This is a genomic window from Ponticoccus litoralis (assembly GCF_039769985.1).
GTDB lineage: Bacteria > Pseudomonadota > Alphaproteobacteria > Rhodobacterales > Rhodobacteraceae > Ponticoccus > Ponticoccus litoralis.
This window is the reverse complement of the sequence record NZ_JBDNCH010000002.1, coordinates 1,715,217-1,740,939: the sequence shown is the minus strand read 5'-3', so window position 1 is coordinate 1,740,939 and position 25,723 is coordinate 1,715,217. Positions and strand designations below refer to the sequence as shown.

Genomic DNA, 25,723 nt, shown 5'->3' with positions numbered 1-25,723 from the left:
TCCAGCCGTGCCGCCGGTCGAAGGGGCCCGCCTTAAAACGCAGCCGGGGCGCCTGCGCCATTTCCGGTCTTGCAGCGGTCGAAGGTCAAGCGCCCGCCCGGCGGCACCGCCGGGCAGCCCCCGACCGCCCCCCGGGCGGGGGCTTGGCCCCCACCCGCGGTCGCGGGCTGCCCTCTAAAGCCAATGTGGGCAGGATGCCCTGTCGGGGCGCAGGTCCGGTATGGCGCGGGCTCTTGCATCGCGCGACCCCCGCTCATTCCTTCAGCCCCGACGAGCGGTGCAGCATCCAGTCCACCACGAAGTTCACCGCCACGGTCAGCAGCGCGATGGCCCCGGCGGCCAGTAGCGGCGCGGCGGCAATCTGCGGCGCGAAGGCGGCGTAGTTGATGAAGGCCGCGAGATCCTTGACCATGGTCCCCCAGTCCGCCAGCGGCGGCTGGATGCCGAGGCCGAGGAAGCTGAGCGCCGAGATGGTCAGGAAGACAAAGCAGAAGCGCAGCCCGAATTCCGCCAGCAGGGGCGCGGTCGCGTTGGGCAGGATCTCCTTGAAGATCAGGTAGGCCAGCCCCTCGCCGCGCAGCTTGGCGGCCTCGATGTAGTCCATCACCACGATGTTCATGCCCACCGCCCGCGCCAGCCGGAAGACCCGCGTCGAATCGATCACCGCGATGATCACCACCATGGCCACGGTCAGCCCCGCGCCGGACACCCAGTGCCGAGGCCACGGTGATCAGCAGAAGCGAGAAGATCAGCGAGGGGATCGCCATCAGCACGTCGACCGCGCGGGACAGGATCTGGTCGGTCCAGCCCTGAAGCGTCGCGGCAAGGAACCCCAGAGAGCCGCCCAGGACGAAGGCCAGCACCGTCGTGGCAAAGGCGATGCCGACGGTATTCTGCGCGCCGTAGATCAGGCGGGACAGGATGTCCTGGCCGATCTGGTCGGTGCCCAGCGGGAAATCCGGGTTGCCGCCCGTGGCCGGATTGCCGCCCGGCACCACGTTGGCCTGCGCAAAGACCTGTTCCTGCCCGTGCGGCGCGATCAGCCCGGCGAAGATCGCCAGCACCGCGTAGACGAGGATGACGAGGATCCCGAAGCTGGCCGTCAGCGGCATGCCGCGAAAGGCCTTGCGGGTCGCGCCGGTGCCCACCGACCGCCCCAGCAGGCGAAAGAGGAAGGCCGCGGCGGCGCCCACGGCGATGCCATGCACCGCCCAGCGGAAGTAGAGGACAGAGGCGCTTGGCGTGCCCGCCTCTGTCACCGCAGGTTGCAGGTACAGCCAGACGCCCCCCAGCATCAGGGCCGCCGCCAGCGCATAGCCGAAGGCCACGGCAAAGGGCATATCACGGAAATAGGGCTTGTTGCCCGTCGCCTGCTGCCCGGCGAAGCGGATCAGCCAGCCTGCCACGGCGACCCCCGCAAGGGCGGTCAGAAAGAAGGTCCAGCCGCTCATTTCGGATGCCTCAGGCGCGGGTTGGTCAGGATCGACAGGATGTCGGCGATCAGGTTCAGCAGGATGTAGGCGGCGGCGAAGATCAGGCAGCAGGCCTGCACCACCGGGATGTCGCGGATCTTCACGCTGTCCACGAACAACTGCCCGATGCCCGGGTAGACAAAGACCACCTCGACCACGACGACGCCGGTGATCAGATACGCGAGGTTCAGCGCGATCACGTTGATGATCGGCGCCAGCGCGTTCGGCACCGCGTGGTGCACGATCACCCGCATCGGCTTCATCCCCTTCAGCCGCGCCATCTCGATATAGGGCGAGGCCAGCAGGTTGATGATCGCCGCCCGCGTCATCCGCATCATATGCGCGGTGACCACCAACGTCAGCGTCAGCGCCGGCAGCAGCGTCTTGGTCAGCCGCTCGGAGAAGGAAATCCCCTCGTAGATGTTCGACAGCGAGGGCAGCACCGGATTCAGCACCGCGAGGAAGAGGATCAGGATGTAGGCCAGAAAGAACTCGGGGCTGGAGATCGAGGTCAGCGTCGCAACGTTGGCCGCCTTGTCGAAGACCGAGTTGCGATAGAGCGCCGCCAGCACCCCCAGCGTGACCGCGAAGGGCACCGCGATGGCCGCCGTGACGCCCGCAAGGAACATGGTATTGGCAAAGCGCGGCGCGATCTGCTGCGCCACGGTGGTGCTGTTGCCGCTGCCTTCGCCCACGAAACTGGCAAAGTTCGCCTGTGCGAAGGAATTTCCAAGATCGCCGGTCAGCACACCGCCAAGCCAGTCGAAATAGCGAAGCACCGGGTTCTGATCCAGACCCAGATCGCGGCGGATCGAGGCGACGGCTTCGGGGGTGGCGCCCTGCCCGAGGATGGCCTCGGCAAAGTCGCCGGGCAACATGTTCACCGCAGTGAAAATGACGATCGAGACGATGAACAGCGTCAGGACACCCAGCGCAAGACGCTGGAGTATGATTCGGAGAACCGGGTTCACGATACCTGTTGGTGTATGGTTTTTGTTGACTGACAAGTTAACAAAAACCGCTTCCAAGTAAACCTTTTGTTTCGAAGCCTTGAAAATTAGCCTGTCGAAAGATCATCCATGACGCGGACAAGCTCTGCGCTGATACCCGGTTCGCTGAGCGCGTGCCCGGCGTTGCGGATCATCCGAAGCTCTCCGGCGGGCCATGCGCGCGACAGCTCCCACGCGCGGCGCGGCGGGCAGATCATGTCGTAGCGGCCCTGCACGATCACGCCGGGAATATCCGCGATCCGGTGGGCGTTTTTCAGGATCCAGCCGTCCTGTTCGAGAAAGCCGCGGTTGGTGAAATAATGGTTCTCCAGCCGCGAGAAGGCGCGGGCGTAGTCGCCGGGCGCCTCGCCGCCCTGCCCGTTCGAATAGACCGAGGCCAGGGCGTTTTCCCACGACGACCACGCGCGGGCGTATTTCGTTTCAAGCCGCATGTCGCCGGAAAACAGCCGCCTGTGATAGGCGGCGATCAGGTCGCCGCGCTCATCCTCGGGGATCAGCTCCACGAAGCGCGCCCATGTCTCGGGCCAGAACTGCCCGGCGCCGCCGCCGTAGAACCAGTCAAGCTCTGCCTCGGTCATCAGGAAGACGCCGCGCAGCACCAGCGCCCTTGCGCGCTCGGGGTGGGTGATCGCGTAGATCAGCGACAGTGTCGCGCCCCAGCTGCCGCCGAAGACGATGAAACGGTCGATGCCCAGCGTCTCGCGGATGGTCTCGATGTCGCTGACCAGATCCCAGGTCGTGTTGTCCCTGACCGAGGCGAAGGGCCGCGAGCGCCCGCAGCCGCGCTGGTCGAACAGCACCACGCGGTAGACCTCCGGGTCGAAGTAGCGCCGCATCGCCGGGCTGCATCCGCCGCCCGGGCCGCCGTGCAGGACGATGACCGGAACCCCGTCGGGATTGCCGCATTCCTCGACATAAAGACTGTGCCCGCCCGAGACCTCCAGCCTATGCTGGGCGAAGGGGTCGATCGGCGGGTAAAGGTACTGCACTGCGCGCTTTTGGCCCGGGATTTTATCCATGTCTCACCTATATTGGCATCGAAGACCAAAAGACCATGGGGAATGTCATGACCGTCACGGTGGACGCCGGTGAAATTGCCAAGTTCGAGGCCATGGCCGCCGAGTGGTGGGACCCCAATGGCAAGTTCAGGCCGCTGCACATGATGAACCCGGTGCGGCTGGATTACATCTGCACCCAGATCGCCGGAGAGTTCGACCGCAGCCTTGGCACCGACCGCCCCTTTGCCGGGCTGCGGGTGCTGGATATCGGCTGCGGCGGCGGCCTTCTGTCGGAACCCATGGCGCGGCTGGGCGCCGAGGTGGTGGGCGTCGACGCGGCGGAACGCAACATCCCCGTGGCCGAGGCGCATGCCCGCCAGTCGGGTCTGGCCATCGACTACCGCCACACCACCGCCGAGGCCATGGCCGCGGCGGGCGAGCGTTTTGACGTGGTGCTGAACATGGAGGTGGTCGAGCATGTGGCCGACCCGCTGGCCTATCTGACCGCCTGCCGGCAGCTGCTGAAACCGGGCGGGCTGCACCTGTGTTCGACGATCAACCGCAATCCGAAAAGCTTTGCCGTGGCCATCCTTGGCGCCGAATATGTCATGCGCTGGCTGCCCAAGGGCACGCACGAGTGGTCCAAGTTCATCACCCCGGACGAGCTTTACGACCTGATGGAACGGGCGGGCCTGACGCCGGTCGACCGCAAGGGCTATGTCTTCAACCCGGTGTCGTGGAAATGGTCGATCTCTGACCGCGACCTGTCGGTGAACTACGTCACGGCGGCGCTGGCGCCTCATGGGCCAAGTGGCGCCTGAATGACCCACCTTTGCTGAATTGTTTCGCCCGACGGCAACGTCGGGCCGCGCCGGTCCGCCCCCACGGGGCGGCGCGATGCGCCACCCCTCGGACCGACGCTAGCAATCGACGGTAGGACGAACCTACGCCTCCAGCCGCAGCCGCAGCTCGCGCAGGACCGGCAGGGCGGCCTTGACCTTGGCCTCTCCCAGATCGCCCAGCATCTCGTCGATCAGCGGCGTGATCGCCGCCAGCGCCGCATCGCGCGCCGCCCGCCCGGCGGGGGAAATCGACACCAGCTTGCGCCGCGCATCGTCCCAGTCGGGGCGGATGTGGACGTATCCGGCAATCTCCAGCTTCGACAGGGTGTTGGTCATGGCGCCGCGCGTGACGTGGAAGGATTTCGCCAGTTGCGCCGGGGTCTTCTCGCCGCCGCGCGCAAGCTGGTTCAGCACCGAGAAATGCGAGATTTCCATCCGGTTCGGCAGCACCCGGGTCAGGCGCGACCGCAACAGCTGATCCGCCGTCAGAAGCTCTGAAAAAGCGAGATCGCCAGCCCGCTCGTGTCGCTCATGCCAGCCCCCTGACGGCCCTGTCATGAGTCAGAGAAGGCAGGCGGCGCCGGGCCTCTGTCACCGCCCCGGGGTCGAGTTCGACACAGAACACCCCCGGTTCGGTCCCTGCATCCAGCAGGACGCGGCCCCAGGGGTCGATGGCCATGCTGTGCCCGTAGGTACGGCGCGTCTTGCCCGCCTGCGCGGCATGGCTGCCGGTCTGCGCGGGGGCCAGAACGTAGCAGCCCGTTTCGATGGCGCGCGCCTGCAACAGCGGCTGCCAGTGGTCCGGCCCGGTGCCGGGCGAAAAGGCCGAGGGCACGGTCAGCACGACCGCCCCGGCCTGCGCCAGCGCGCGGTACAGGTAGGCGAAGCGCAGGTCGTAGCAGACCGTCAGGCCCACGGCGCCAAAGGGTGTCTGCGCCAGAACCGCGCGGTCGCCGGGCGCGAACCCCGCCGATTCGCGGTAGGTTTCCGTCTCGCTGACCTGCACGTCGAACATGTGCATCTTGTCGTAGCGCGCGACGATGCCGCCATCGGGCGCGATCAGCAGCGAGCGGTTGGCAAAGCGCGGCTCGGGCGGGTCGGACTTCACCGCGACAGAGCCCAGCAGCAGCCAGATCCCCAGCGCCGCCGCCTCTTCCCGGCAACCCGCGATGAAGGCATCCTCGGCCTCGGGGCGCAGCACGGCGGTCTGCCGCGCGCGGTCCGTGGAGACGCAGTTGCTCACCTCGGGGGTCAGCACGAAACCGGCCCCCTGCCCCGCCGCCTCGCGCAGCATGGCGCGCACCGTCACAAGGTTGGCGGCGGGATCGTCCGAAGACGTCAGCTGCAACAGCGCCGCGCGCATCAGCCTGCGAGCATCGGGTCGAGTTTGCCGGCGCGCTCAAGCTCGTAAAGCTCGTCGCAGCCGCCGACATGGGTGCCGCCGATGAAGATCTGCGGCACCGTGTGCCGGCCATGCGCGCGGTCCATCATCTCGGACTTGCGGGCCGGGTGGCGCAGCACGTCGACCTCGGTGAAGGTGACGCCCTTCTTGGTCAACAGCCGCTTCGCCGCGTGGCAGAAGCCGCACAGCGGCGAGGTATAGATTTCGACGTCCTGCATCGGGTTCTCCGGGATCGTGGTGGTCCCGACAGACTTAAGGCTCTTTTGCAACACGCGCCAGAACGCAGGTGAAAACTTCTTTTGCGCCCGCAGCATGGCAGGCCTCTGTCGCGGCGGCCAGCGTCGCGCCAGAGGTCATGACGTCGTCGATGACCATCACCGGGCGGTCGGCCAGCAGGGCGCGGCGGGCGGGCCGGACCCCGATCACCCCCTCCAGCACCGCGAAGCGTTCGTCGCGGCTGCGCCCGTCAAGGCTTGGCGTGGGCTGCTTGCGTTCCAGCGCGTCGGGGCAGAAGGCCATGCCCATTTCCTCGGCCATGGCCCCGGCCAGCAGCGCCGACTGGTTGTAGCGCCGCGCGATATGGCGGTGATGGTGCAGCGGGACCGGTAAAAGCAGCAGGTCGCCGCGGTGCAGGTCGCGCGCCGCCCGTGCCATCCACCGCGCGGCGGGGCGCGCGATATCGTGGCGGTCGCCGTGCTTCAGCGCCAGCACCAGCCGCCGCCCGATGCCCCGGTACAGCAGCGCCGCCCGCCCCTGCGCCCGGGGCCTGCCGATGCGCAGGCAGTCGTCGCAATGCTCTGCCCGGTCCGACAGCCCCGGCAACGGCACCCCGCAGAGGTCGCAGGCCAGCCCCGCCACGAAGGGCGTGTCCCGCCAGCAGGCGCCGCACAGCCCGAAGTCGCTGTCCACCAGCCCGCCACAGGACAGGCAGCGCGGCGGGTAGACCATCTGCACCAACGTTTGCATGCCCGCGCGGATCGCCCTATCTGCCCGCATATGTCCACGACTCCCCGACTGACAGACCATCCCGCCCTGACCCGGCACCGCGCCCGGGCGGCCGAGGCCCCGGCCCTGTTCCTGCACGACTCGGCCTGCGACGAGGCTCAGGATCGGCTGGCCATGGTTAACAGGGCCTTTACGGATGTGGTCATCGTGACACCCTGGCCGCAGGTCTGGGCGCCGCACTTCCCTGCGGCGCGCATCGTGCCGGACGCCGAGACGCTGGACCTGGCCGAAGGCTCTGCCGATCTGGTGATCCACGCGCTGGCGCTGCATTGGGCCGACGATCCGGTGGGCCAGATGATCCAGTGCCGCCGCGCGCTGCGGCCCGACGGGCTGTTCCTTGGCCTGACCTTCGCGGGCCGCACGCTGCACGAATTGCGCGCCGCGCTGTCGCAGGCCGAGACCGAGGTCTGCGGCGGATTGTCCCCCCGGGTCGCGCCGATGGCCGAAATCCGCGACCTTGGCGCCCTGATGCAGCGCGCCGGGCTGGCCCTGCCGGTGGCCGATGCCGCCACCCTGACCGCCAGTTATGAAAGCGCCCTGCACCTGATGCGCGACCTGCGCGCGATGGGCGAAGGCAACGCGCTGGCCGCCCGCCACCGCCGAATCCCGCCCCGGGCCCTGTTTCCAAGGGCCGCGGCGCTTTATGCGCAGGCCTTCGCCCTGCCGGACGGGCGCGTGCCCGCAACCTTCGAGATCATCACCCTGACCGGCTGGGCCCCGGACGCCAGCCAGCCGCAACCGCTGCGCCCGGGCTCTGCCTCGGCCCGCTTGGCGGACGCCCCGGGCACGCCCGAGCAGCCGTTGAAAGATTGACCTATCGGCTGCGTGCGATACTTCTGCCCGCGACATCAGACAGACAGGAGCCACGCCTTTGCCGGACGCCATCACCCCCTCTGCCGCCCGTCCCGCCCATGCGCCGTCCGACCACCCGAAGGTGACCTCGGGCAAGGTCGGCGTGCTTCTGGCCAACCTCGGCACCCCGGACGGGCACGACTACTGGTCGATGCGACGCTACCTGAACGAGTTCCTCTCGGACCGCCGGGTGATCGACTATCCGCGCTGGAAGTGGCAGCCGCTGCTACAGCTGATCATCCTGTCGAAACGGCCCTTTACCTCGGGCGCGGCCTATCGCTCGATCTGGAACGAGGACAAGGGTGAAAGCCCGCTGATGACCATCACCCGCGACCAGACCGCGGCCATCGCGGCGAAGATGCAGGGGCAATACGGCGACCGCGTCATGGTCGATTTCTGCATGCGCTACGGCAACCCCTCGACCACCTCGAAGGTGCGCGAGATGGTCGAGGCGGGCTGCCACAAGATCCTGTTCTTCCCGCTTTATCCACATTACGCGGGCGCCACCTCTGCCACCGCGAACGACCAGTTCTTCCGCGCGCTGATGGCCGAGACATGGCAGCCCACGGCCCGCGTCGTCGATCCCTACTTCAAGCACCCGCAGTACATCGAGGCGCTGGCCCAGTCGGTCGAGCGCGGCTATGCGGCGGCCGAGCAGGAACCTGACATCCTCGTGGTCAGCTACCACGGCATGCCGAAACGCTACCTGATGCAGGGCGACCCCTACCATTGCCAGTGCCAGAAGACGACGCGCCTGCTGCGCGAGCGGCTGGGCTGGGACGAAAGCCGGATCACCACGACCTTCCAGTCGGTCTTTGGCCCCGAGGAATGGCTGAAGCCCTACACGGTCGAGCATGTGGCCGAGCTGGCGAAGCAGGGAAAGAAGAAGATCGCCGTGATCGCGCCGGCCTTTTCGGCGGATTGCATCGAGACGCTGGAAGAGATCAACGAAGAGATCCGCGAAAGCTTTGAACACGCAGGCGGTGAGTCGTTCACCTATATTCCCTGCCTGAACGACGACCCGGCGCATGTCGACGCGCTGTGCGCGGTGATCGACGAGAACCTTGGCGGCTGGGTCTGACCCGGTCGCGCGGCCTGCGGACAGCGGGCCGCCAAGGGGCCGCCGGGCCGGGGGCCGACAAAAGAAAAAGGCGGGGTCGTCACCCCGCCTTTTCCATTTCAGAACTGTCTGAACCGATCAGTCGGCAGCAGCAGCAGCCACGATCGCGATCAGCAGCAGCGGGATCAGAAGCCCGTACTGAAGAAGACGACTGCTGGGTTTCTTCCACAACGACAACGGGTTCCATGACCACGTCGTCTTTTGCGTAGGAGCCGGCCATTGCGGTCGAAGCGGCACCGGTCAGCACGGCGGCGAGAGCGAGTTTCTTCATTATATCCTCCAGATATTCGCCTGGCGCGGGACACAATTGCCCACACGACAGGCACCCAAGACTTACCTCGTATCTCTCTCTAAGCAGCATTTCCGGGGCTTTGCAATTGGTGAATCAGCCCCGGAAATTCATGTCCGCCATGCTGTCGTCAAATCAGCAACACCTGCGTGCCGACGCGCGCCATGTCGTAAAGCTGCTCGATATGCTCATTATAGAGGCCGATGCAGCCATTCGACGACCGGCGTCCGATCTTGCGCGTGTCATGCGTGCCGTGGATGCGATAGTAGGTCCAGCTCAGGTGCAGGGCGCGGGTGCCCAGCGGGTTGTCCGGGCCCGGGGCGACGTAATCCGGCCAGTCGGGGTTGCGCTTTTTCATCGAGGGCGTCGGGCGCCAGTCCGGCGAGGGATCCTTCAGCGTCACCGAGGTGCGGCCCCGGCGCGTCAGATCCTCGGTCAGCGGCACCGAGGACGGATACAGGTAATACTGCCCGCTTTCCTGCCAGAAGTGCAGCGCCCGAGAGCTGATATCGACAAGGATCGCGCCCTTGTTCAGGTTGTTGAAATAGGGCCGCCAGTCCAGCGTGCGGAAGCTGGAGATATTGCGGCGCACGGCATCGGTGACATTGCGTTCAATCTCTGTGGTGCCGGTATTGATGTCCTGGGCCAGCGCCGGTGCGCCGATCATCGCAGCGGTGCCGGCCAGAAACGCGCGGCGACCCAAAGCCTTCTGAGCCTCGTCCTTCATGGCGGTGTCCTCTCGGGGATTCATACTTGACCCCGGGATAATATGGCCTGAATGCCTCAGTCGCAATTCAAAGGCGCTTGATCGGGCAAGCTCACGCCGATGTGGGTTTGAATGGCAACGCTGCTTGGGTAAGGCGGAAGTTGACCCCGGAAAATAGCCGAAAGTTGATCATGAAACGCCGCGCCTTCATCGCCCTAGCCTCTGCCTATGCCCTTGCCGCCTGTACGACGACGCCTTCCGGCCCGCCCCAGCTGGGCCCCGATGGCAAGCCCCTGCCCAAGGTCTACCGTATCGGGTCCGGCGACACCGGGCGCATCCAGTACCGGATGCTGGACGCGGTGAACGCCCTGCGGCAAAGCGCGGGCGCCCCGGCGCTGACCCTGAACTCTTCGCTGAATGCCGCTGCCGCGACCCACGCCCGCGACATGGCGATGCAGAACCGGCCCTGGCACTTCGGCTCTGACGGGTCGTCGCCGATCGACCGCATCAACCGCGCCGGGTACAACGGCCGCCTCGTGGGCGAGAACATCTCGGAGACCTACGAGACGGAACTGGAAACCCTCGCCGCCTGGATGGAAGAGCCGCACACCCGCGACGTGATCCTCGACAAGACGGCGCAAGAGCTGGGCTTTTCCCGGCACCAGGAGAACAACGGCAAGATCTGGTGGACGATGATCATCGCCGCGCCCGGCGCCGGTGTGACCCCGCAGGCCGCCGCCGTCGCCGCGAACTTCGGCTGATCGCCAGCACCGCAGGCCATCACCGCACATGGAAAAGCCGCCCCAAGGGGCGGCTTTTTTCGTCTGCGACCTGGGGCGCAAGGCAAGGCGCCCTGCCGGGCCCCATGGCGCTAGGGATTGATGCGGATCGGCGTGCCGTCCTTCACCATGGCGTAGACGTCGCGCATCTGCTTGTCGGTGATGGCGATGCAGCCCGCCGTCCAGTCGCGCGGCGCGCCACGCGGGTAGGTCGGCCCCTGCCCGTGAATGAAGATGTCGCCGCCGGGCTGCTTGTTCAGCGCCTTGGCCAGCGCCGCATCCTCTTCGTTCGGGTAGTTGATCCCGATGGACAGGTAGAACTTGCTGTCCGGGTTGCGGCGGTCGATCGTGTAGTCGCCTTCGGGCGTGCGCCCGTCGCCCTCGAAGGCCTTGTGACCGGCGGGCGCGAAGCCCAGTGCCCACGTCGTAGGCCTTCAGGACCTTGTTGTGATGCAGGAGGTACATCTTGCGGTCGCTCTTGTTGACGACGACCTGCGTGACCTCCGGCCCGTGATAGGATTTGAATTTACTGCTACAGGCCGAGACGCCAAGCATCACCGCCAATATCAAGAAAACCTTGATGAACCGCATGTCCACTGCCCCATGGATTGTTTTCTTGCATCCTACACTATTCGCGCGGCTTGGTTAACATCACATTATCGCCAGACTGTGCCGCAAGGCGCTCTTCGATGGCCACCAGGCGCGCCAGCACCTCGTCGCGATAGCTGCCGGTCGCGGCGTTGGTTTCCTCGGCATGGGCGTCCTGCATCGAGTTCACGATCAGGCCCACCAGCAGGTTCACCACCGCGAAGGTCGTGATCATGATGAAGGGCACGAAGAAGGCCCAGGCATAGGGGTAGACCTCCATCACCGGGCGCACGATTCCCATGGACCAGGATTCCAGCGTCATGATCTGGAACAGCGAATAGGCCGACAGGGGCAGGTTGCCGAACCAGTCGGGGAAGGCGTCCCCGAAAAGCTTGGTCGAGATCACCGAGCCGATGTAGAAGATGATCGCCATCAGCAGGAAGACCGAGGCCATGCCGGGCAGGGCGGTGATGAAGCCTTCGACCACGCGGCGCAGGCGCGGCGCGACCGAAATCACCCGCAGCACCCGCAGGATGCGCAGCGCCCGCAGCACCGACAGCCCCCGGGTCGAGGGGACCAGCGCGATGCCCACCACGACAAAGTCGAAGACGTTCCAGCCGTTGCGGAAGAAGGCCGGGCCGCGGGCCACCAGCTTCAGCCCGATTTCGACAAGGAAGATGCCAAGGCAGACCAGATCCAGCGTGCGGATCAGCCCGCCTGCTGTCGCCATCAGGTGGTCCGAAGTCTCCATCCCCAGCAGGACGGCGTTCACGACGATCACGCCGATGATGAAGTTCTGAACGGCGGGTCGATCGACGAAAGCGCCGATCCGTTGGCGAAGGGTCATGGTCAGTCCTGAAGCGAAAGGGCGGAAACGACTTCCACATGGGTAGACCAGCGGAACTGGTCAACCGGCATCACCCAGTCAAGGCGATAGCCCGCCGCGACAAGGGTTGCGCAGTCCCGGGCGAAGGTCACGGGGTTGCACGAGACATGGGCGATCTTCGGCACCCGGGCGCTGGCGATCTCGGCGATCTGCGCCTCGGCCCCGGCGCGGGGCGGGTCGATCACCACCCCGTCGAAGCGTTTCAGCTCGTCCGGCAGCAGCGGGTTGCGGAACAGGTCGCGGGCCTCGTGGGTGACATGGCGCAGACCCTGCGCCTGCCGCCAGCCCTGATCCAGCGCCCGGACCATCGCCGCCTCACCCTCGACCGCGTGCACCCGGGCGCGCTTTGCCAGCGGCAGGGCAAAGGTGCCGCAGCCCGCGAAGAGGTCGACAAGATGTGTACAACTCTCGAGCGCCGCGTTCACCCCGGCGCGCAAGGTCTGTTCCCCGGCCTCGGTGGCCTGCAAGAAGGCGCCCGGGGGCGGCACAACGTCAATGCCGTCGAAGCTCTGGAAAGCGGGTTTGAAAGCCAGCGTCTCGTCGTCCCAGGTCAGGCGGGACAGCCCGTGATCCTGTGCCAATGCCGCCAGATCGGCGCGCAGGGCCGTGTCCAGCGGCTTGCCGCCGCTCACCGCCACGTCCAGCCCCGAGGCGCAGTCCGTCACCAGCACCGACAGCTCGCCCTTGCGCGAGGCGCCCAGCACCGCCAGCGCCTCGACCAGGGGCAGGGCGGCGGCAAGGGCAGGGGTCACGAGGATGCAGTCCGGCACCGCGACCACCACGTCGGACGCCTTGCGGTGAAAGCCCGCCAGCGCGCCCTTCTTGGTGCGCCGCGCGGAAAAGGCGGCGCGGCGGCGCGACTGGCTTGGGGAGGTCGCGATGGGGCGAAGCTCTGTCTCCAGCCCCTGCGCGCTCAGGGCACGGCGGATCACGTCCACCTTCCACCCGGCGACGAAATCGTCCGAGGCGTGCTGCAACTGGCAGCCGCCGCAGGCCTTGGCATGGCGGCAGGGCGCCGCGACCCGGTCGGTCGAGGGCGTGACAATGCGCGGTGCCGCGATCACGCCGCTTTGCACCGCACCCTCGACCACTTCGCCGGGCAGGGCGCCCGGCACATAGACCGGCCCCGCCGCGATCCCGTCGCCGCGGTGGCCCAGACGTTCAATGGTGACACGGGTTGCGTGGGGGCTGCCTTGTTCCATGCGGCCCTATTGCCCCGCAAAACCGCCGCTGTCGAGATCCCGCAGAAAGCGCCGCACGGCGCGGGGGCCGGTCAGCAGGCAGGTCCGCCTGGGCGCGGCCCGGGCGATCAGGGCGCGGTTTCGCAGGCGGTTGCTGTGCCGCGTGTCCCAGATCCAGCGCAGGAACGCGGCATCGAAGCGTTCCGGGCAATCCGGTGGCAGGTCGGGCCGGGTCTGCCCGCCCGCATATTCGATCCGCCGCTTGACCACCCGCCAAAGCCGCAACCAGGTCGGGAACTCCGGGACGATCACTGTATCGGCGCGCGCCAGCCGGGTGTCCCAGGTGGCGGACAGCCCGCCCTCGATGATCCAGGCGTCGCGCTCTTCCTCGGCGCGCATCAGGGCGATCTTGCTGGCCCTGTCCCGCTCCACCCAGCCCGGCTGCCAGTGTATACAGTCGATATGCACGACCGGCAGACCGGTCCGCTGCCCCAGCGCCCGGGCCAGCGTTGACTTGCCCGCGCCGGGCTGGCCCACGATCATCACCCGTTTCATTCCGCCGCGTCCTGCGCCCCAAGGAACCCGCCCGACTGTCGCGACCAGTAGCGGGCATAGACGCCGCGCTTGGCCAGAAGGGCGTCGTGGGTGCCCTGTTCGACGATGCGGCCCTGTTCCATCACGATGATCCGGTCCATCCGGGCGATTGTGGACAACCTGTGTGCAATGGCGATGACGGTCTTGCCCTGCATCACCACGTCCAGCGCCTCCTGGATCTCTGCCTCGACCTCGGAGTCCAGCGCGCTTGTCGCCTCGTCCAGCACCAGAACCGGCGCATCCTTCAGGATCGCCCGGGCCAGCGCGATGCGCTGCCGCTGCCCGCCGGACAGCTTGACGCCGCGCTCGCCCAGCCGCGCCTCGTAGCCCTCGCGCCCGCGATGATCGCGCAGGGCGAGGATGAAGTCATGGGCCGAGGCACGCCGGGCGGCCTCGAAAACCTCTTCGTCACTGGCATCAGGGCGCCCGTAGCGGATGTTCTCCAGCGCCGAACGGTTGAACATCGAGGTTTCCTGCCGCACCACCGAGACCGCCCGCCGCAGCGCCGCCTGAGTCAGGTCGCGGATGTCGTCGCCGCCCAGCAGGATGCGGCCCTCTTCGACGTCGTAAAGCCGCAGCAGAAGCCCGATCACCGTGGATTTCCCCGCGCCCGAGGCCCCGACCAGCGCGATCTTCTCGCCCTGCCGCACGGTCAGCTCGAAATCGTTCAGCGCCGCCTGTTTGCCGCCGTAGCGGAAGGTCAGGTGATCGAAATGCAGCGGGCCGGGGCGGGCCTCGTCCCGCGCGCCGGGGCGGTCGGTGATCGCATGCGGCGGGGTCAGCGTGCCGATGCCGTCGGCCACCACACCGATATTGGTGAAGATCGACATGGCCGCGCGGCCCAGCCGGTTGGTCAGCATCGCCAGCCGCGTCGTCAACATCGCCGTCATGGCAATATCGCCCGAAGAAGCCGAGCCGATGGAAAAGAGGTAGAGCGAGGACAGGATCGCCATCAGCGGCAGCAGCCCGCCCAGCGTCATCAGCCCCAGCCGGAACAGCGCCGAGACCACGCCGAAGTCGCGCGCCTTGCCGCGCCAGCGCACCAGCGTGGCGCGCGTCGCCTCGTCCTCGCGCAGGTCATGGGCGAACAGCTTGACCGTCGCGATATTGGACAGCGTGTCGACGATCTGCCCGGTGACCAGCGTATTGGCATCGGCGCGCTCGCGCGCCAGCCGCCGCATCCTCGGGGATCATCAGCCGCAGGAACAGCGCGTAGACCACGAACCAGCCGGTGAAGATCAGCAGCAGCCGCGGGTCGATCCCCGCCAGCAGCACGAAGGTGCCGAGGAACATGGCGACGGCATAGACCAGCACGTCGGTCATCTCGTTCACGAGGTCGTTCAACCCGCGCGCGACCTGCGTCGCCTTCTGGCTGATGCGCCCAGCGAAGTCGTTGTCGAAATAGGACAGCGAATGCCCCAGCGTGTAGCGGTTCACCCGGCTGAGCACCAAGGGGTAGAGGTTCGGCCCAAGGCTGACCGAGGACACCGCCGCATCGGCCAGCACGATCAGCGGGCGGATCAGCAGGAAGAACATCAGGCCGAAGCCGATCAGCAGCGTGTAGGGCCCCCAGTAGGCGCCGGGGCCCTCGGCGGCGGCGGCATCCACCACCCAGCCGGTGAACCGGGCCGAGACCAGTTCCGCCACTCCGGTCAGCAGCGTCACGAAACAGGCGGTCCAGATCGCGGGCCAGGCGCCCTGCAGCGCCCAGCGGGAAAAGGGCCAGACATCGCGGGGCGGGGTGCCCTCTGCCGGGGCGAATGCATCGACGAAGGACAGCAGGCGGTGGATCATTCCGCCGCCTCGGGCAGGCCGTCGCTGCCAAGGAAACCGCCGGACTGCCGTTCCCAGTAGCGCGCGTAAAGCCCGCCGTTTTCCAGAAGCGTGTCGTGGGTGCCTTCCTCGACGATGCGGCCCCCGTCCAGAACGATGATCCGGTCCATGCTGGAGATTGTGGACAACCTGTGTGCAATGGCCAGAACCGTCTTGCCCTGCATCACCCGGCCCAGGGCCTCCTGGATTGCGGCCTCGACCTCGGAATCCAGCGCGCTTGTCGCCTCGTCCAGGACGAGGATCGGCGCGTCCTTGAGGATCGCGCGGGCCAGCGCAATCCGCTGCCGCTGGCCGCCCGACAGTTTCACGCCGCGTTCGCCCAGATGCGCCGCATAGCCCTTACGGCCCCGGTGATCGCGCAGCGCGCCGATGAACTCATGCGCCTCCGCGGCGCGGGCGGCGGCGATGACCTCGGCGTCAGAGGCCTCGGGGCGGCCATAGCGGATATTGTCCATGGCCGAGCGGTTGAACATGGCGGTTTCCTGCGTGACCATGCCGATCTTGCGGCGCAGGCTTTCCTGCGTGACACCAGAGACATCCTGCCCGTCGATCCGCACCACGCCGCCCTCGCTGTCGTAGAGCCGCAGCAGAAGCGCCAGCAGCGTCGACTTGCCCGCCCCCGAAGCGCCGACAATCGCCAGCTTTTCGCCCGGGGCGATGGTCAGGTCGATGCCCTCGACCCCGCCGCTTTCGCCGCCATAGGTGAAGGTCACATCGTCAAAGCGGATCTCTGCCGCCGGAACCACCAGCTCTGCCGCGTCACTTGCATCGGTCAGCGTGTGGGGCACCGACAGCGTGTTCATGCCGTCCTCGACTTCTCCGAGGTGGGAATAGATCACCATCAGGGTGAAGCTGATCCAGCCAGTCATCTGCGCCAGCCGGATCGTCACGGCGCCGACCGCGGCGATGTCACCGGGGCTGACGCCACCGGCGCGCAGCGCGATGGCCGCGCCGACCATGAGGATCGGCAGCAGCCCGGCGATGAAGATCAGCCCAAGGCGGAAAGCGGTCTGCGCCTCGCCGTAGTGCAGCGTCTTGTCGCGCAGGTCCGACATCGCCCCCAGCGCCATCCGGTCCTCTTGCGCGCCGCCCGCGAACAGCTTGACCGTCTTGATATTGCTGATCGTATCGACGACCTGCCCGGTGACCATGGCCTGCGCCTCGGCGCGTTTGGCAGAGCGCGCGCGGACCGTCGGCAGCATCAGCTTCAGGAACCCGGCATAGGCCACCAGCCACAGCGCCAGGACCCCCAGCAGCCAGCCGCTGATACCGCCCAGCAGGACGGCGGTGGCCATGACGGTCGCCAGCCCGAAGGTCACGGCGTTCACCGTCTCGACCACGATCTCTGTCAGGGACCGCGCGGCCTGCATCTTCTTCTGCGCCACGCGACCGGCAAAGTCGTTGTCGAAGAAGCTGACCGGCTGGTCGATGGTCCAGCGATACAGCCGCGCCAGCACCAGCTTCAGGATGTTCGGCCCGATCATGACCGCCTGCGTCAGGGCCAGCCCGCCGAACAGCAGCGGGCGCGCCACCAGCAGCAGCCCGACGGCGGCGGCAATCAGCCAACCCACGGGGACCACCGCATTGGCGGGCGCCGCGACCGCATCGACGACCAGGCCCAAGAGCCACATCGAGGCGACCTCGGTGATGCCCGCAAGCACGGAAATCGCCACGCCCAGCCAGATCACGGTCCAGCCGCCCTTGAGCGCCCAGAAGACGAAGGGGCGCAGCCTGCGTGGCGGCGGCCCCTCGGCGGGGGCCTCGGCGTCGATCATGTCGCCCGCACGGCGGACAAACCTTTGAAACCACTGCTGCATCACTCTGCCGCCTCTGAATCCGCGTCGATGAACCCGCCGGACTGGCGCGCCCAGAACCCGGCATATAGCCCGCCCCGCGCCAAAAGCGCGTCATGGGTGCCCTCTTCGACGATCCGGCCCGCGTCCATCACCAGGATGCGGTCCATCTGCGCGATTGTAGACAACCTGTGTGCAATCGCGATGACGGTCTTGCCCTCCATCATGCCGTAAAGCGTGTCCTGGATCACCGCCTCGACCTCGGAGTCCAGCGCGCTGGTCGCCTCGTCCAGCAGGAGGATCGGCGCGTCCTTCAGGATCACCCGCGCCAGCGTCACCCGCTGCCGCTGGCCGCCGGACAGCTTGACGCCGCGCTCGCCCACATGGGCGTCGTAGCCGGGCCGCCCCTTGGGATCGGTCAGGTCGAGGATGAAGTCATGTGCCTGCGCCTGCCGGGCGGCGCGGATCATGTCGTCTTCCGAGGCATCGGGACGCCCGTAGAGGATATTGTCCCGGACCGAACGGTGCAGAAGGCTGCTGTCCTGCTGCACCATGCCGATGGCCAGCCGCAGGCTGTCCTGCGTGACCTCGGAAATGTCCTGCCCGTCGATGCGGATCGTGCCCTTCTCGGCGTCGTAGAAGCGCAAGAGCAGCTTCACCAGCGTCGACTTGCCCGCGCCGGAGCGGCCGATCAGCCCGACCTTCTCGCCCGGTTCGATCACGATGTCGATGTTGTCCAGACCGCCGGCCTCGCGCCCGTAGTGGTGGCTCAGCCCCTTGATCTCGATCCGCCCGTCGGTCAGCCGCAGCGGCTGCGCGCCACCGGAATCGGTCAGCGCAATCGGCTGGGCAATCGTTTCCATCCCCTCGGCCACGACGCCAAGCTGGCGGAAGAACGAGGTCAGCGCCCACATGATCCAGCCGGTCATGGCGTTCAGCCGCAGCGTCAGCGCGGTCGCCGCCGCCACGGCCCCGGTCGAGGCCGCGCCCTGCATCCACAGCGCCAGCGCCCAGCCGACGACACCGACGATCAGCAGGCCGTTCAGCACCATCAGGGTGACGTCCATGATGGTGTAGATCCGCATCTCGTCCTGGAAGGTCTTGCGCGAGGTCTCGATGGCCTCTTTCGCGTAGTCCAGTTCCGACCCGGTGTGGGCGAACATCTTGACCGAGTGGATGTTGGTGTAGCTGTCCACCACGCGCCCCGTCACAAGGCTGCGCGCGTCGCTGGCCGCTTTCGAGGCCGGGCCGACGCGCACGACGGTCCAGCGCATCAACGCGCCGTAGAGCACCAGCCACAGCGCCATGGGGATCATCAGGCGCGGGTCGGCATCGCCCAGAAGCACCATGGCGCCCACCACATAGGCGATGGAAAAGGTGATCGCGTCGAAGATCTGGAACACCGCTTCGCCCGCCGCGGGGGGCGTCTGCATGATGCGGTTGGCGATGCGGCCCGCAAAGTCGTTCTCGAACCAGCCGACCGACTGGCGCAGCACATGGCCATGCGCGCGCCAGCGGATCAGCGTGCCGAAGTTCGGCAGGATCGTGTTGTTCAGAAGCAGCACGTCCGCCGCCTGGATCAGCGACCGCAGGACCAGGATGAAGGCGCCGATGCCGATCAGCGCCCAGCCGTGATCCTGCCAGACCTGTTGCGGGTCGCCCGACAGGATGTCGACCACCCAGCCCATGACCCAGATCAGCCAGATTTCCACCGCCGCGACGACGATGGACAGCAGGGTGGCCCAGACAAAGACCCCCCGAAAGGGCTGCGCATAGTCCAGCATGAAGGGCAACAGCCGGCGCGGCGGCGTGTCGGTCTGCCGGTACTTGGCATAGGGATCGACAAGATTTTCAAAGAAACGGAACATTCCGGAGGCTCCTCACAGAGCAAAAGCAAAAGCGAAACACGAGATGGGAAGCGGGGGCCATGGGCCACCCGTGCAAAACAAGGCGGCTCAGGCGAGGCTGGGCTGGATCCTGTCATGCACCATCAAGTGTCCTCCGGTCGGGTTCGGAAGTCCTCTTACCCGAAAAGGATGCGTTTGTCACGCTTCAGGGGGCGCTGTCAGCAAATCTTCACGGTCGAGCGCGAAACCCGAGGCAATCCATTGCGCTTCCAGCGCCCGCAGCCGGTCGCCCAGCGCCTTGCCCGAAAGCGCGGGCATGAGATCCTGCGCCGTCACCGGAAAGCGCGCCTGCGCCGCTGCGGCAAGGTCGGGCAGGGCGGCGGGATCGACCGGCTGTTCCAGCATGGCGGCGCGCAGCGCGGCGGTGTCGCTGGCGGTCTCCGCACCATGGCGCCAGGCCACTTCGGGCAGGCCCGCCGTGCCTTCGGTCAGCTCTCGCAGCAGCGTCAGGCGCTTCTGGTCCGGTTTCGACAGACGCAGCGCGGCGCCATCGGCAAAGCCCGTGGCGGCAAGGCGGCGCAGCGGATCAGGGGCGAGGCCCAGCGCCTCTTCGGCCATCAGCAGCGGCCCAAGCGCGCGCGGGCTGGCGCCGGGCAGGATGCGCGGCAGGACGCCGGTCTGCGCCATCACCGCGACGGCCTGCACCGGATCGGGCGCCGCCAGCAGCTTCAGCAGTTCGGCGCCCACGCGCTCGGCGGACAGCCGGTCGAGACCGTCGAGGTTGTAGGCGATGGCGGCCAGCGCCTCGGCATCCATGCCCTGCGCCGGGTCGCCGTACCAGGCGTGAAAGCGGAAATAGCGCAGCGTGCGCAGGTAGTCCTCGCGGATGCGCTGCGCGGCGTCCTGAATGAAGCGCAGATGCCGCGCGCGGAGGTCGGGCAGCCCGCCAAGCGGATCGACCACCGTGCCGCGCCGGTCGGCATAAAGCGCGTTCATGGTGAAGTCGCGGCGCACCGCGTCCTCTGCCATCGTGTCGGCAAAGCGCACCACGGCGCGGCGCCCGTCGGTTTCCACGTCGGCGCGGTAGGTGGTGACCTCGAAGGGCTCGCCCCCGGCGACGACGGTGACGGTGCCGTGGTCGATGCCGGTGGGCACGGGCTTCAGCCCCGCCGCCCCGGCCAGCGCGATGACGGTTTCGGGCCGGGCGTCGGTGGAGATGTCCACATCGGCCACCGGCGCGCCCAGAAGCGCGTTGCGCACGCAGCCGCCGACCGCATGGGCCTGATAGCCCGCGTCTTCGAGCATGCCCATGACCGCCTGCGTGCCGGGTGCGGTCAGCCAGTCGCCGGTCACCTGCGTCATGTCATCCGCTCCGCCAGCCCCCGCAGCATCCGCGCCGTCGCGCCCCAGATGTAATAGGGACCAAAGGGCACCGTGTAATACAGCCGCCGCTGCCCGCGCCAGCGCCGCCACTGCACCGAAAAGCGCGCCGGGTCGGTGACATGGGCCAGCGGCACGCTGAAGACCTCGTCGACCTCGCCCGGTTCCGGCACCGGGGTGAAGGGCGCGCGGACCATCGCCAGCACCGGCGTCACGGTGAAGCCGGTGACCGTTTCATGTGGGGGCAGGGTGCCCAGCACCTCGACAGCCGCCGGGTCCAGCCCGACCTCTTCCTGTGCCTCGCGCAGGGCGGCGGCGGTCTCGTCGGCATCGCCGGGATCGACCTTGCCGCCGGGAAAGGCGATCTGGCCCGGGTGGTGCTTCAGCCGCGACGAGCGCTTGGTCAGGATCAGGTCAAGGCCCTCAGCCCCCTCCTGAAAGGCGACAAGCACCCCCGCCGCCCGCAGCTTGCGGTCCGGCGGCAGCGCAACGTCGCGGTTCAGGTCGAAGTCGGACGAGGCGCCCGCCGCGCGGGTCAGCGCGCGGCGCAGCGCCCGTTCCTGATCATGCCTTGTCATCGCTTTCGAACCCCACCGATGCCGGGTCCAGTTCGTAATGCGCGCCGCAGAACTGGCAGTCGGCGGTCACGAGACCCTCGTCGGTGGTCATCTTCTCGATGTCCCGGGCCGAGTAGATCGACAGCGACTGCCGCACGCGATCCTCGGAACAGGTGCAGCCGAAGCGGATCGTCTGGCTGTCGTAGACCCGCGGCTGTTCCTCGTGAAACAGGCGCACCAGCAGGTCGGTCGGCGGCACGCTGGGGCCGATCAGCTCCAGCTCTTCCAATGTCGCGACATGCGCGTTGACCCGGTTCCAGTTCTCTTTCTCGTCGCCCTCGACCAGGTCCTCGGCCGCCAGCAGGCCCGCGTCGCCGGTCGCCTCGCCCGAGGCGAAGGGCGAGGCCTTGGGCATGTGCTGCAGCATGATGCCACCGGCGCGCCAGTGCTCTGGCACGCCCGGCTCTGTCGAGCGGCCATAGGCCAGCGCGAAGGTGGTGGGCAGCTGCTCGGACTGGGCGAAATAGGCGGCGGCGCAGTCGGACAGCGACGTACCCGCGACGGGGGTGATACCCTGATAGGGCTGCATCCCCTCGCCCTGATCGATCAGGATGGCGAAATAGCCCTGCCCAAGCTGATCGAAGGGCGCGGCCTCGGTGATCCGGTCCGCGTCGAAGCTGGCATAGGCGCGGATGCGCGCCGGCTGGCCCTCTTCCTCGGGGCCGTAATAATCGGTGGCGATCATCCGCACCGGGCCATTGGTCTGGACCTGCAGCGACAGCTTCCACCGCAGCTTGATCGTCTGGCCGATCAGCGCGGTCAGCAGGGCCATCTCGGCCACCAGCGCCTCGACCGGGGCGGGATAGTTGTGCTGCTTCAGGACGCCGGACAACACGCCATCCAGACGCGCCACGCGTCCACGCATGTCGGAGCGGTCAAGCTGGAAAGGAAGGACGGTATCGTCCCAGGCGAGTTTGGTGCCGAAGCTCATGGGGTTTCCTTGTCTGCCGGTGAGTGGCAATAGGCGGTCATATAGGGAAAGCTGACGCAAACGCAAAGGGGTCCCCATGGCGCCGCGATACGGAGAGGCCCCCGAAACGGGCCGCAGATACATCTTTCGGCCCGGAGTCTACGCGATCCTGCCGCGCGACGGGGCGCTGCTGCTGACCCACCAGTCAGAGCCCTATCCCGAATACCAGCTGCCCGGCGGCGGCATCGACCCGGGCGAACAGCCCCTTGCGGCACTGCACCGCGAGATCCGCGAAGAGACCGGCTGGACCATCGCCAATCCCCGGCGGCTGGGGGCCTTCCGGCGGTTCACCTTCATGCCCGAATACGAGATCTGGGCCGAGAAGATGTGCATCCTTTACGCCGCAGAGCCTGTCCTTGGCCGCGAAGCCCCGTCAGAGCCCGGCCATACCGCGCTGTGGATGCCCGCCGATCTGGCCGCCGAGATGCTGGGCAACCCCGGCGAGCGCGACTTCGTGCGGCGCCTGTGCCTTTGACCGGGTCAGCGCAGCACGTCGTATTCCAGCAGCGCGGCAGAGACATCGTCGCCCAGCCGGTCCGGGTCGGCCATCTCGGTGGTCAGCCGCCAGAACATGTCGCTTAGCAGGTCCGGCCCCTTCCCGGCCTGCGCGCTGTCGCACAACAGCTGTGCCAGCCCGTCCTCGCCCAGCATGCTGCCGTCTTTCGTCACCGCCTCGGTGAAGCCGTCGGAATAAAGCAGCAGCAGGTCGCCCCGCTGCATCCGAAAACTGTGCTGGTCGTATGTGACGTCATCCACAAGGCCGATGGGCAGGCCGCCGTCGCCGATGAACTGCACGGGCCCGTCGCGGCGCAGCAGGATCGGCGGCGAATGCCCGGCCTGCACCAGGCGCATCACGCCGGTCGACAGGTCGGCGGCGACATAGGCCATGGTCAGATATTCCTCGACCCCGGGATCGGCGGCGAAACGCTGGTTCAGGCGCCGCGCGGTGTCCCCGGGTTCGCGCAGCGCGAAAGGGCGGTCGCTTTGCCGATCGAGCGCCACGTTCTGCTCCGGAAAGGTGCTGGACAGATACCCGGCCACCCGGGCCGTCACCATGGCAGAGGTGATGCCGTGCCCGGAAACGTCGATGCTGTAGAGGCCCAGCTGATCCGGGCCGGGGCTGAACATGCCGACCAGATCGCCGCCGACATGGCCGCAGGGCTGCAACAGCAGGCTGACCCGCGAGCTGCCGAAGATCCGCACCCGCTCCGGCACCAGCGACTGCTGGATCGTGCGCGCCTGCCGCAGGTCGTTCTCGATGGCCTCGTGGATGTCGCGCAGCTCCCTTAGCGCGTCCGACACCTGCCGGTTGGTCTCGGTCAGCTGCCGTTCCATAGAAACGATGCGCTCACCGGCCTTGATGCGCGCCCGCAGTTCGTGGGCGTTGACCGGCTTGGTCAGGAAATCGTCGGCCCCGGCATCCAGCCCCTGCGCCACGTCGGCCTTGTCGCTCTTGGAGGTCAGAAGGATGAAGTAGCCATAGCCGTCCCGGTCAAGGGCCCGGAACCGGCGGCAGAACTCCAGCCCGGTCATGCCGGGCATCATCCAGTCCGAAAGCACAAGGTCCGGCGGGCTGCGAAGGCAAAGCTGCAAAGCCTCTGGCCCGGATGTGGCGACATCGACCTCGAACCCCCAGCGTTTCAGCATGGCAGAGACGATGCGCAATTGCAGGTTGCTGTCGTCGACCACCAGCACGCGGCTGATTGCACCGGTCTGGCCCGATGGGCATTCGAGGCGTTCCGAGTTCGACAAGACCGTCCCTCACCGGACAAAGTGCATACAGCCAAGGTGCCTAACGCAGAGATCTTAACGGTATCTGAAACGTAAAATTTTGCCTTCCCGGCCCAAGCCCGCCGCCCGGTCGAAACCATTTGTTCATGTTTTACCCCCAGCCTGACGACACGTTGGAGGTGCATCATGATTGACTGGGCGCGTGTCGAAGCCCTTGTGGACGAGGTCGGGGCCGAGGATTTCGGCGAAATCGTCGACCTGTTCCTGACGGAGGTGGACACCGCGGTGGCCGGGCTTGAAGCCGCCGGTGACAACCCCGTGCTGCTGGCGGAACACATGCATTTCCTGAAAGGCGCGGCGCTGAACCTTGGCTTCGACGCGCTGGCCCGGGCCTGCCAGAAGGGCGAAACCGCCGCCGCCATGAACGCCCCGCAAGCGGTCACCGCCGCCGAGCTGCAAGAGATCTACAACCAGTCCCGGGGGGTGTTCGAACGCGATCTTCCCGGCAAGCTGGCCGCCTGAGGCGCCCCGGTGCAAACCCGCGACAGACATAACCCCCACGCCCTTCGCGGCACAGTCGTATCAGGGATACGACAGGCAAGACCCGGAACGCGCTAGATCACGAACTGCGCGACCGTCTCGTTTTCGGTGATGTCCTGGTAGGTGAAGCCATGGGCATCCAGCTTCGCCAGAAGCGTCTGAAAGTTCTGCGGTCGCGCCGTCTCTATCCCGATCAGGACAGAGCCGAAGTTGCGAGCCGACTTCTTCAGATACTCGAAGCGGGCGATATCGTCTTCCGGTCCGAGGAAGTTCAGGAAATCCCTCAGCGCGCCGGGCCGCTGGGGCAGGCGCAGGATGAAGTATTTCTTCACACCGGAATAGCGTTGCGCACGCTCCTTCACCTCGGGCAGCCGCTCGAAATCGAAGTTGCCGCCAGAGGTGATGCAGACCACCGTCCGGCCCCGGATCGACAAGCCGAGATCCTTCAGCGCATCCACCGACAGCGCCCCCGCCGGTTCCAGAACGATCCCCTCGACGTTCAGCATGTCCAGCATCGTCGTGCACAGCCGGTCTTCGTTGATCGTCAGGGTATTGGCGACGCCGACGTCCCTCAGGCAGGCAAAGGTCTTCTCGCCGATCTTCGCCACGGCGGCGCCATCGGCAAAGGTGTTGACCTGGGGCAGGGCGACAGGCTCTCCGGCTTCCAGCGCCGCGCGCAGGCAGGCGCCGCCGAGGGTTCCACAAAGGTGTACTGCACAGAGGTCCCGAAATAGGAAAACAGCCCCGAGGCCAGCCCGCCGCCGCCCACGGGCACCACCATCAGGTCCGGCAGGCGGCCCAGCTGGCGCTCGACCTCGACCGCGACAGAGGCCTGCCCCTCGATCACGTCGTCGTCGTCGAAGGGCGACAGGAAATGCCCGCCCTCTGCCGCCACGAAGGCCTGCGCCGCATGCAGGCAGTCGTCGAAATAGTCACCGATCAGGCGGATCTCGACATTGGCGCCGCCGAACATCTCTGTCTTCCGGATCTTCTGCTGCGGCGTCGTCACCGGCATGAAGATCACGCCCTTCACGTCGAACTGGCGGCACATCCAGGCCACGCCCTGCGCGTGGTTGCCCGCGCTCGCGGCCACGAACAGCGCCTCTCCGGTCTGCTTGCGCATGGCGTTGAAGGCGCCACGCAGCTTGTAGCTGCGCACCGGCGACAGATCCTCGCGCTTCAGCCAGATGTCGGCGCCGTAAAGCTGCGACAGGTGGTCGTTGCGCAGCAGCAGGGTTTCGGGGAAGGCCGCGCGCATCGCCTCTTCGGCGGCGCGGGCGCGGGACTG

24 protein-coding genes and 4 pseudogenes are annotated in these 25,723 nt (G+C 67.2%); 6 read left to right on the top strand and 22 right to left on the bottom strand.

The window, feature by feature from the left end; translation table 11 throughout:
• Nucleotides 1-253: 253 nt before the first annotated feature.
• The 3 genes and pseudogenes from ABFB10_RS09680 to pip form a co-directional block, all read right to left on the bottom strand.
• Nucleotides 254-1,451 (bottom strand): annotated as a pseudogene (locus ABFB10_RS09680) (ABC transporter permease).
• On the bottom strand, nucleotides 1,448-2,443 hold the full coding sequence (locus ABFB10_RS09675; protein ID WP_347166359.1) for an ABC transporter permease: 996 nt from the start codon (nucleotides 2,441-2,443) through the stop codon (nucleotides 1,448-1,450). Before ABFB10_RS09675 ends, ABFB10_RS09680 begins: the two are co-directional and overlap by 4 nt.
• 86 nt (nucleotides 2,444-2,529) lie before the next feature.
• Complete coding sequence (gene pip / locus ABFB10_RS09670) at nucleotides 2,530-3,501, bottom strand: prolyl aminopeptidase (protein WP_347166358.1); 972 nt, start codon at nucleotides 3,499-3,501, stop codon at nucleotides 2,530-2,532.
• Between the two features lie 47 nt (nucleotides 3,502-3,548).
• Between pip and ubiG the strand changes: the two genes are divergently transcribed.
• On the top strand, nucleotides 3,549-4,301 hold the full coding sequence (ubiG, locus tag ABFB10_RS09665; protein ID WP_347166357.1) for a bifunctional 2-polyprenyl-6-hydroxyphenol methylase/3-demethylubiquinol 3-O-methyltransferase UbiG: 753 nt from the start codon (nucleotides 3,549-3,551) through the stop codon (nucleotides 4,299-4,301).
• A gap of 123 nt (nucleotides 4,302-4,424) precedes the next feature.
• Here the strand turns inward: ubiG and ABFB10_RS09660 are convergent, their stop codons facing one another.
• From ABFB10_RS09660 to ABFB10_RS09645, 4 genes are read right to left on the bottom strand one after another with little or no spacing between them, the layout of a single operon-like run.
• On the bottom strand, nucleotides 4,425-4,880 hold the full coding sequence (locus ABFB10_RS09660) for a MarR family winged helix-turn-helix transcriptional regulator (protein ID WP_347166356.1): 456 nt from the start codon (nucleotides 4,878-4,880) through the stop codon (nucleotides 4,425-4,427).
• A complete protein-coding gene (locus ABFB10_RS09655) occupies nucleotides 4,852-5,685 on the bottom strand; it encodes a carbon-nitrogen hydrolase family protein (RefSeq protein WP_347166355.1) in 834 nt (277 codons plus the stop codon). The genes ABFB10_RS09660 and ABFB10_RS09655 overlap by 29 nt, the downstream gene beginning before the upstream one ends.
• Entirely contained in the window at nucleotides 5,685-5,942 is a 258-nt protein-coding gene (grxC, locus tag ABFB10_RS09650; RefSeq protein ID WP_206562843.1) for a glutaredoxin 3, read from the bottom strand. Before grxC ends, ABFB10_RS09655 begins: the two co-directional genes overlap by 1 nt.
• A 34-nt stretch (nucleotides 5,943-5,976) precedes the next feature.
• Complete coding sequence (locus tag ABFB10_RS09645; protein ID WP_347166354.1) at nucleotides 5,977-6,690, bottom strand: ComF family protein; 714 nt, start codon at nucleotides 6,688-6,690, stop codon at nucleotides 5,977-5,979.
• Nucleotides 6,691-6,720: 30 nt separating this feature from the next.
• Here ABFB10_RS09645 and ABFB10_RS09640 point away from each other — a divergent pair, with 30 nt between their 5' ends.
• Complete coding sequence (locus ABFB10_RS09640) at nucleotides 6,721-7,542, top strand: methyltransferase domain-containing protein (RefSeq protein ID WP_347166353.1); 822 nt, start codon at nucleotides 6,721-6,723, stop codon at nucleotides 7,540-7,542.
• Between the two features lie 58 nt (nucleotides 7,543-7,600).
• Nucleotides 7,601-8,662 carry a ferrochelatase gene (gene hemH / locus ABFB10_RS09635; protein ID WP_347166352.1) on the top strand — a complete coding sequence of 354 codons (1,062 nt, stop codon included), beginning with the start codon at nucleotides 7,601-7,603 and terminating at the stop codon, nucleotides 8,660-8,662.
• Nucleotides 8,663-8,741: 79 nt separating this feature from the next.
• Here hemH and ABFB10_RS09630 read toward each other — a convergent pair whose 3' ends face one another.
• A complete protein-coding gene (locus ABFB10_RS09630; RefSeq protein ID WP_347166351.1) occupies nucleotides 8,742-8,972 on the bottom strand; it encodes a hypothetical protein in 231 nt (76 codons plus the stop codon).
• Between the two features lie 148 nt (nucleotides 8,973-9,120).
• Nucleotides 9,121-9,717: a L,D-transpeptidase gene (locus ABFB10_RS09625; protein WP_347166350.1), complete on the bottom strand. Its 597-nt coding sequence runs from the start codon at nucleotides 9,715-9,717 to the stop codon at nucleotides 9,121-9,123.
• Nucleotides 9,718-9,887: 170 nt separating this feature from the next.
• Here ABFB10_RS09625 and dalA point away from each other — a divergent pair, with 170 nt between their 5' ends.
• Complete coding sequence (dalA, locus tag ABFB10_RS09620) at nucleotides 9,888-10,457, top strand: divisome-associated lipoprotein DalA (protein WP_347166349.1); 570 nt, start codon at nucleotides 9,888-9,890, stop codon at nucleotides 10,455-10,457.
• A gap of 110 nt (nucleotides 10,458-10,567) precedes the next feature.
• On the opposite strand, the pseudogene ABFB10_RS09615 reads toward dalA, so the two are convergent.
• From ABFB10_RS09615 to hslO, 10 genes and pseudogenes are all read right to left on the bottom strand, one after another.
• A pseudogene (locus ABFB10_RS09615) lies at nucleotides 10,568-11,066 on the bottom strand (L,D-transpeptidase family protein).
• 37 nt (nucleotides 11,067-11,103) lie between these two features.
• Nucleotides 11,104-11,910: an ion transporter gene (locus ABFB10_RS09610; protein ID WP_347166348.1), complete on the bottom strand. Its 807-nt coding sequence runs from the start codon at nucleotides 11,908-11,910 to the stop codon at nucleotides 11,104-11,106.
• Between the two features lie 2 nt (nucleotides 11,911-11,912).
• Nucleotides 11,913-13,151: a class I SAM-dependent RNA methyltransferase gene (locus ABFB10_RS09605; protein WP_347166347.1), complete on the bottom strand. Its 1,239-nt coding sequence runs from the start codon at nucleotides 13,149-13,151 to the stop codon at nucleotides 11,913-11,915.
• 6 nt (nucleotides 13,152-13,157) lie between these two features.
• Entirely contained in the window at nucleotides 13,158-13,685 is a 528-nt protein-coding gene (locus ABFB10_RS09600) for an AAA family ATPase (RefSeq protein WP_347166346.1), read from the bottom strand.
• Nucleotides 13,682-15,518: pseudogene (locus ABFB10_RS09595) on the bottom strand (ABC transporter ATP-binding protein). Before ABFB10_RS09595 ends, ABFB10_RS09600 begins: the two are co-directional and overlap by 4 nt.
• Nucleotides 15,515-17,374: an ABC transporter ATP-binding protein gene (locus tag ABFB10_RS09590; protein ID WP_347166345.1), complete on the bottom strand. Its 1,860-nt coding sequence runs from the start codon at nucleotides 17,372-17,374 to the stop codon at nucleotides 15,515-15,517. Before ABFB10_RS09590 ends, ABFB10_RS09595 begins: the two are co-directional and overlap by 4 nt.
• The gene (locus ABFB10_RS09585; protein ID WP_347166344.1) at nucleotides 17,374-19,218 is read right to left on the bottom strand and encodes an ABC transporter ATP-binding protein; all 1,845 of its coding nucleotides are present in this window, start codon (nucleotides 19,216-19,218) and stop codon (nucleotides 17,374-17,376) included. Before ABFB10_RS09585 ends, ABFB10_RS09590 begins: the two co-directional genes overlap by 1 nt.
• 177 nt (nucleotides 19,219-19,395) lie before the next feature.
• Nucleotides 19,396-20,559, bottom strand: coding sequence for a CCA tRNA nucleotidyltransferase (locus tag ABFB10_RS09580; protein WP_347166343.1), 1,164 nt, complete (start codon nucleotides 20,557-20,559; stop codon nucleotides 19,396-19,398).
• On the bottom strand, nucleotides 20,556-21,155 hold the full coding sequence (locus ABFB10_RS09575) for a CoA pyrophosphatase (protein ID WP_347166342.1): 600 nt from the start codon (nucleotides 21,153-21,155) through the stop codon (nucleotides 20,556-20,558). Before ABFB10_RS09575 ends, ABFB10_RS09580 begins: the two co-directional genes overlap by 4 nt.
• A complete protein-coding gene (gene hslO, locus ABFB10_RS09570; RefSeq protein ID WP_347166341.1) occupies nucleotides 21,142-22,125 on the bottom strand; it encodes an Hsp33 family molecular chaperone HslO in 984 nt (327 codons plus the stop codon). Before hslO ends, ABFB10_RS09575 begins: the two co-directional genes overlap by 14 nt.
• 76 nt (nucleotides 22,126-22,201) lie before the next feature.
• On the opposite strand from hslO, the gene ABFB10_RS09565 reads away from it, so the two are divergent.
• A complete protein-coding gene (locus tag ABFB10_RS09565) occupies nucleotides 22,202-22,639 on the top strand; it encodes an NUDIX domain-containing protein (protein WP_347166340.1) in 438 nt (145 codons plus the stop codon).
• Between the two features lie 5 nt (nucleotides 22,640-22,644).
• Here ABFB10_RS09565 and ABFB10_RS09560 read toward each other — a convergent pair whose 3' ends face one another.
• Entirely contained in the window at nucleotides 22,645-23,916 is a 1,272-nt protein-coding gene (locus ABFB10_RS09560) for a PP2C family protein-serine/threonine phosphatase (RefSeq protein ID WP_347166339.1), read from the bottom strand.
• 165 nt (nucleotides 23,917-24,081) lie between these two features.
• Here ABFB10_RS09560 and ABFB10_RS09555 point away from each other — a divergent pair, with 165 nt between their 5' ends.
• Nucleotides 24,082-24,417, top strand: coding sequence for an Hpt domain-containing protein (locus ABFB10_RS09555; protein ID WP_347166338.1), 336 nt, complete (start codon nucleotides 24,082-24,084; stop codon nucleotides 24,415-24,417).
• Nucleotides 24,418-24,509: 92 nt separating this feature from the next.
• On the opposite strand, the gene ABFB10_RS09550 is transcribed toward ABFB10_RS09555, so the two are convergent.
• Both ABFB10_RS09550 and ABFB10_RS09545 read right to left on the bottom strand, forming a co-directional pair.
• Nucleotides 24,510-24,767, bottom strand: coding sequence for a hypothetical protein (locus ABFB10_RS09550; protein ID WP_347167988.1), 258 nt, complete (start codon nucleotides 24,765-24,767; stop codon nucleotides 24,510-24,512).
• Nucleotides 24,768-24,887: 120 nt separating this feature from the next.
• Nucleotides 24,888-25,693: pseudogene (locus ABFB10_RS09545) on the bottom strand (pyridoxal-phosphate dependent enzyme); the annotation flags it as partial.
• Nucleotides 25,694-25,723 lie beyond the last annotated feature (30 nt).

Coding starts and splice junctions, on each gene's coding strand:
- pip (WP_347166358.1), bottom strand. CDS start 3,501: ATGGATAAAATCCCGGGCCAAAAGCGCGCAGTGCAGTACCTTTACCCG.
- ubiG (WP_347166357.1), top strand. CDS start 3,549: ATGACCGTCACGGTGGACGCCGGTGAAATTGCCAAGTTCGAGGCCATG.
- ABFB10_RS09660 (WP_347166356.1), bottom strand. CDS start 4,880: ATGACAGGGCCGTCAGGGGGCTGGCATGAGCGACACGAGCGGGCTGGC.
- ABFB10_RS09655 (WP_347166355.1), bottom strand. CDS start 5,685: ATGCGCGCGGCGCTGTTGCAGCTGACGTCTTCGGACGATCCCGCCGCC.
- grxC (WP_206562843.1), bottom strand. CDS start 5,942: ATGCAGGACGTCGAAATCTATACCTCGCCGCTGTGCGGCTTCTGCCAC.
- ABFB10_RS09645 (WP_347166354.1), bottom strand. CDS start 6,690: ATGCAAACGTTGGTGCAGATGGTCTACCCGCCGCGCTGCCTGTCCTGT.
- ABFB10_RS09640 (WP_347166353.1), top strand. CDS start 6,721: ATGTCCACGACTCCCCGACTGACAGACCATCCCGCCCTGACCCGGCAC.
- ABFB10_RS09630 (WP_347166351.1), bottom strand. CDS start 8,972: ATGAAGAAACTCGCTCTCGCCGCCGTGCTGACCGGTGCCGCTTCGACC.
- ABFB10_RS09625 (WP_347166350.1), bottom strand. CDS start 9,717: ATGAAGGACGAGGCTCAGAAGGCTTTGGGTCGCCGCGCGTTTCTGGCC.
- dalA (WP_347166349.1), top strand. CDS start 9,888: ATGAAACGCCGCGCCTTCATCGCCCTAGCCTCTGCCTATGCCCTTGCC.
- ABFB10_RS09610 (WP_347166348.1), bottom strand. CDS start 11,910: ATGACCCTTCGCCAACGGATCGGCGCTTTCGTCGATCGACCCGCCGTT.
- ABFB10_RS09605 (WP_347166347.1), bottom strand. CDS start 13,151: ATGGAACAAGGCAGCCCCCACGCAACCCGTGTCACCATTGAACGTCTG.
- ABFB10_RS09600 (WP_347166346.1), bottom strand. CDS start 13,685: ATGAAACGGGTGATGATCGTGGGCCAGCCCGGCGCGGGCAAGTCAACG.
- ABFB10_RS09590 (WP_347166345.1), bottom strand. CDS start 17,374: ATGCAGCAGTGGTTTCAAAGGTTTGTCCGCCGTGCGGGCGACATGATC.
- ABFB10_RS09585 (WP_347166344.1), bottom strand. CDS start 19,218: ATGTTCCGTTTCTTTGAAAATCTTGTCGATCCCTATGCCAAGTACCGG.
- ABFB10_RS09580 (WP_347166343.1), bottom strand. CDS start 20,559: ATGACGCAGGTGACCGGCGACTGGCTGACCGCACCCGGCACGCAGGCG.
- ABFB10_RS09575 (WP_347166342.1), bottom strand. CDS start 21,155: ATGACAAGGCATGATCAGGAACGGGCGCTGCGCCGCGCGCTGACCCGC.
- hslO (WP_347166341.1), bottom strand. CDS start 22,125: ATGAGCTTCGGCACCAAACTCGCCTGGGACGATACCGTCCTTCCTTTC.
- ABFB10_RS09565 (WP_347166340.1), top strand. CDS start 22,202: ATGGCGCCGCGATACGGAGAGGCCCCCGAAACGGGCCGCAGATACATC.
- ABFB10_RS09555 (WP_347166338.1), top strand. CDS start 24,082: ATGATTGACTGGGCGCGTGTCGAAGCCCTTGTGGACGAGGTCGGGGCC.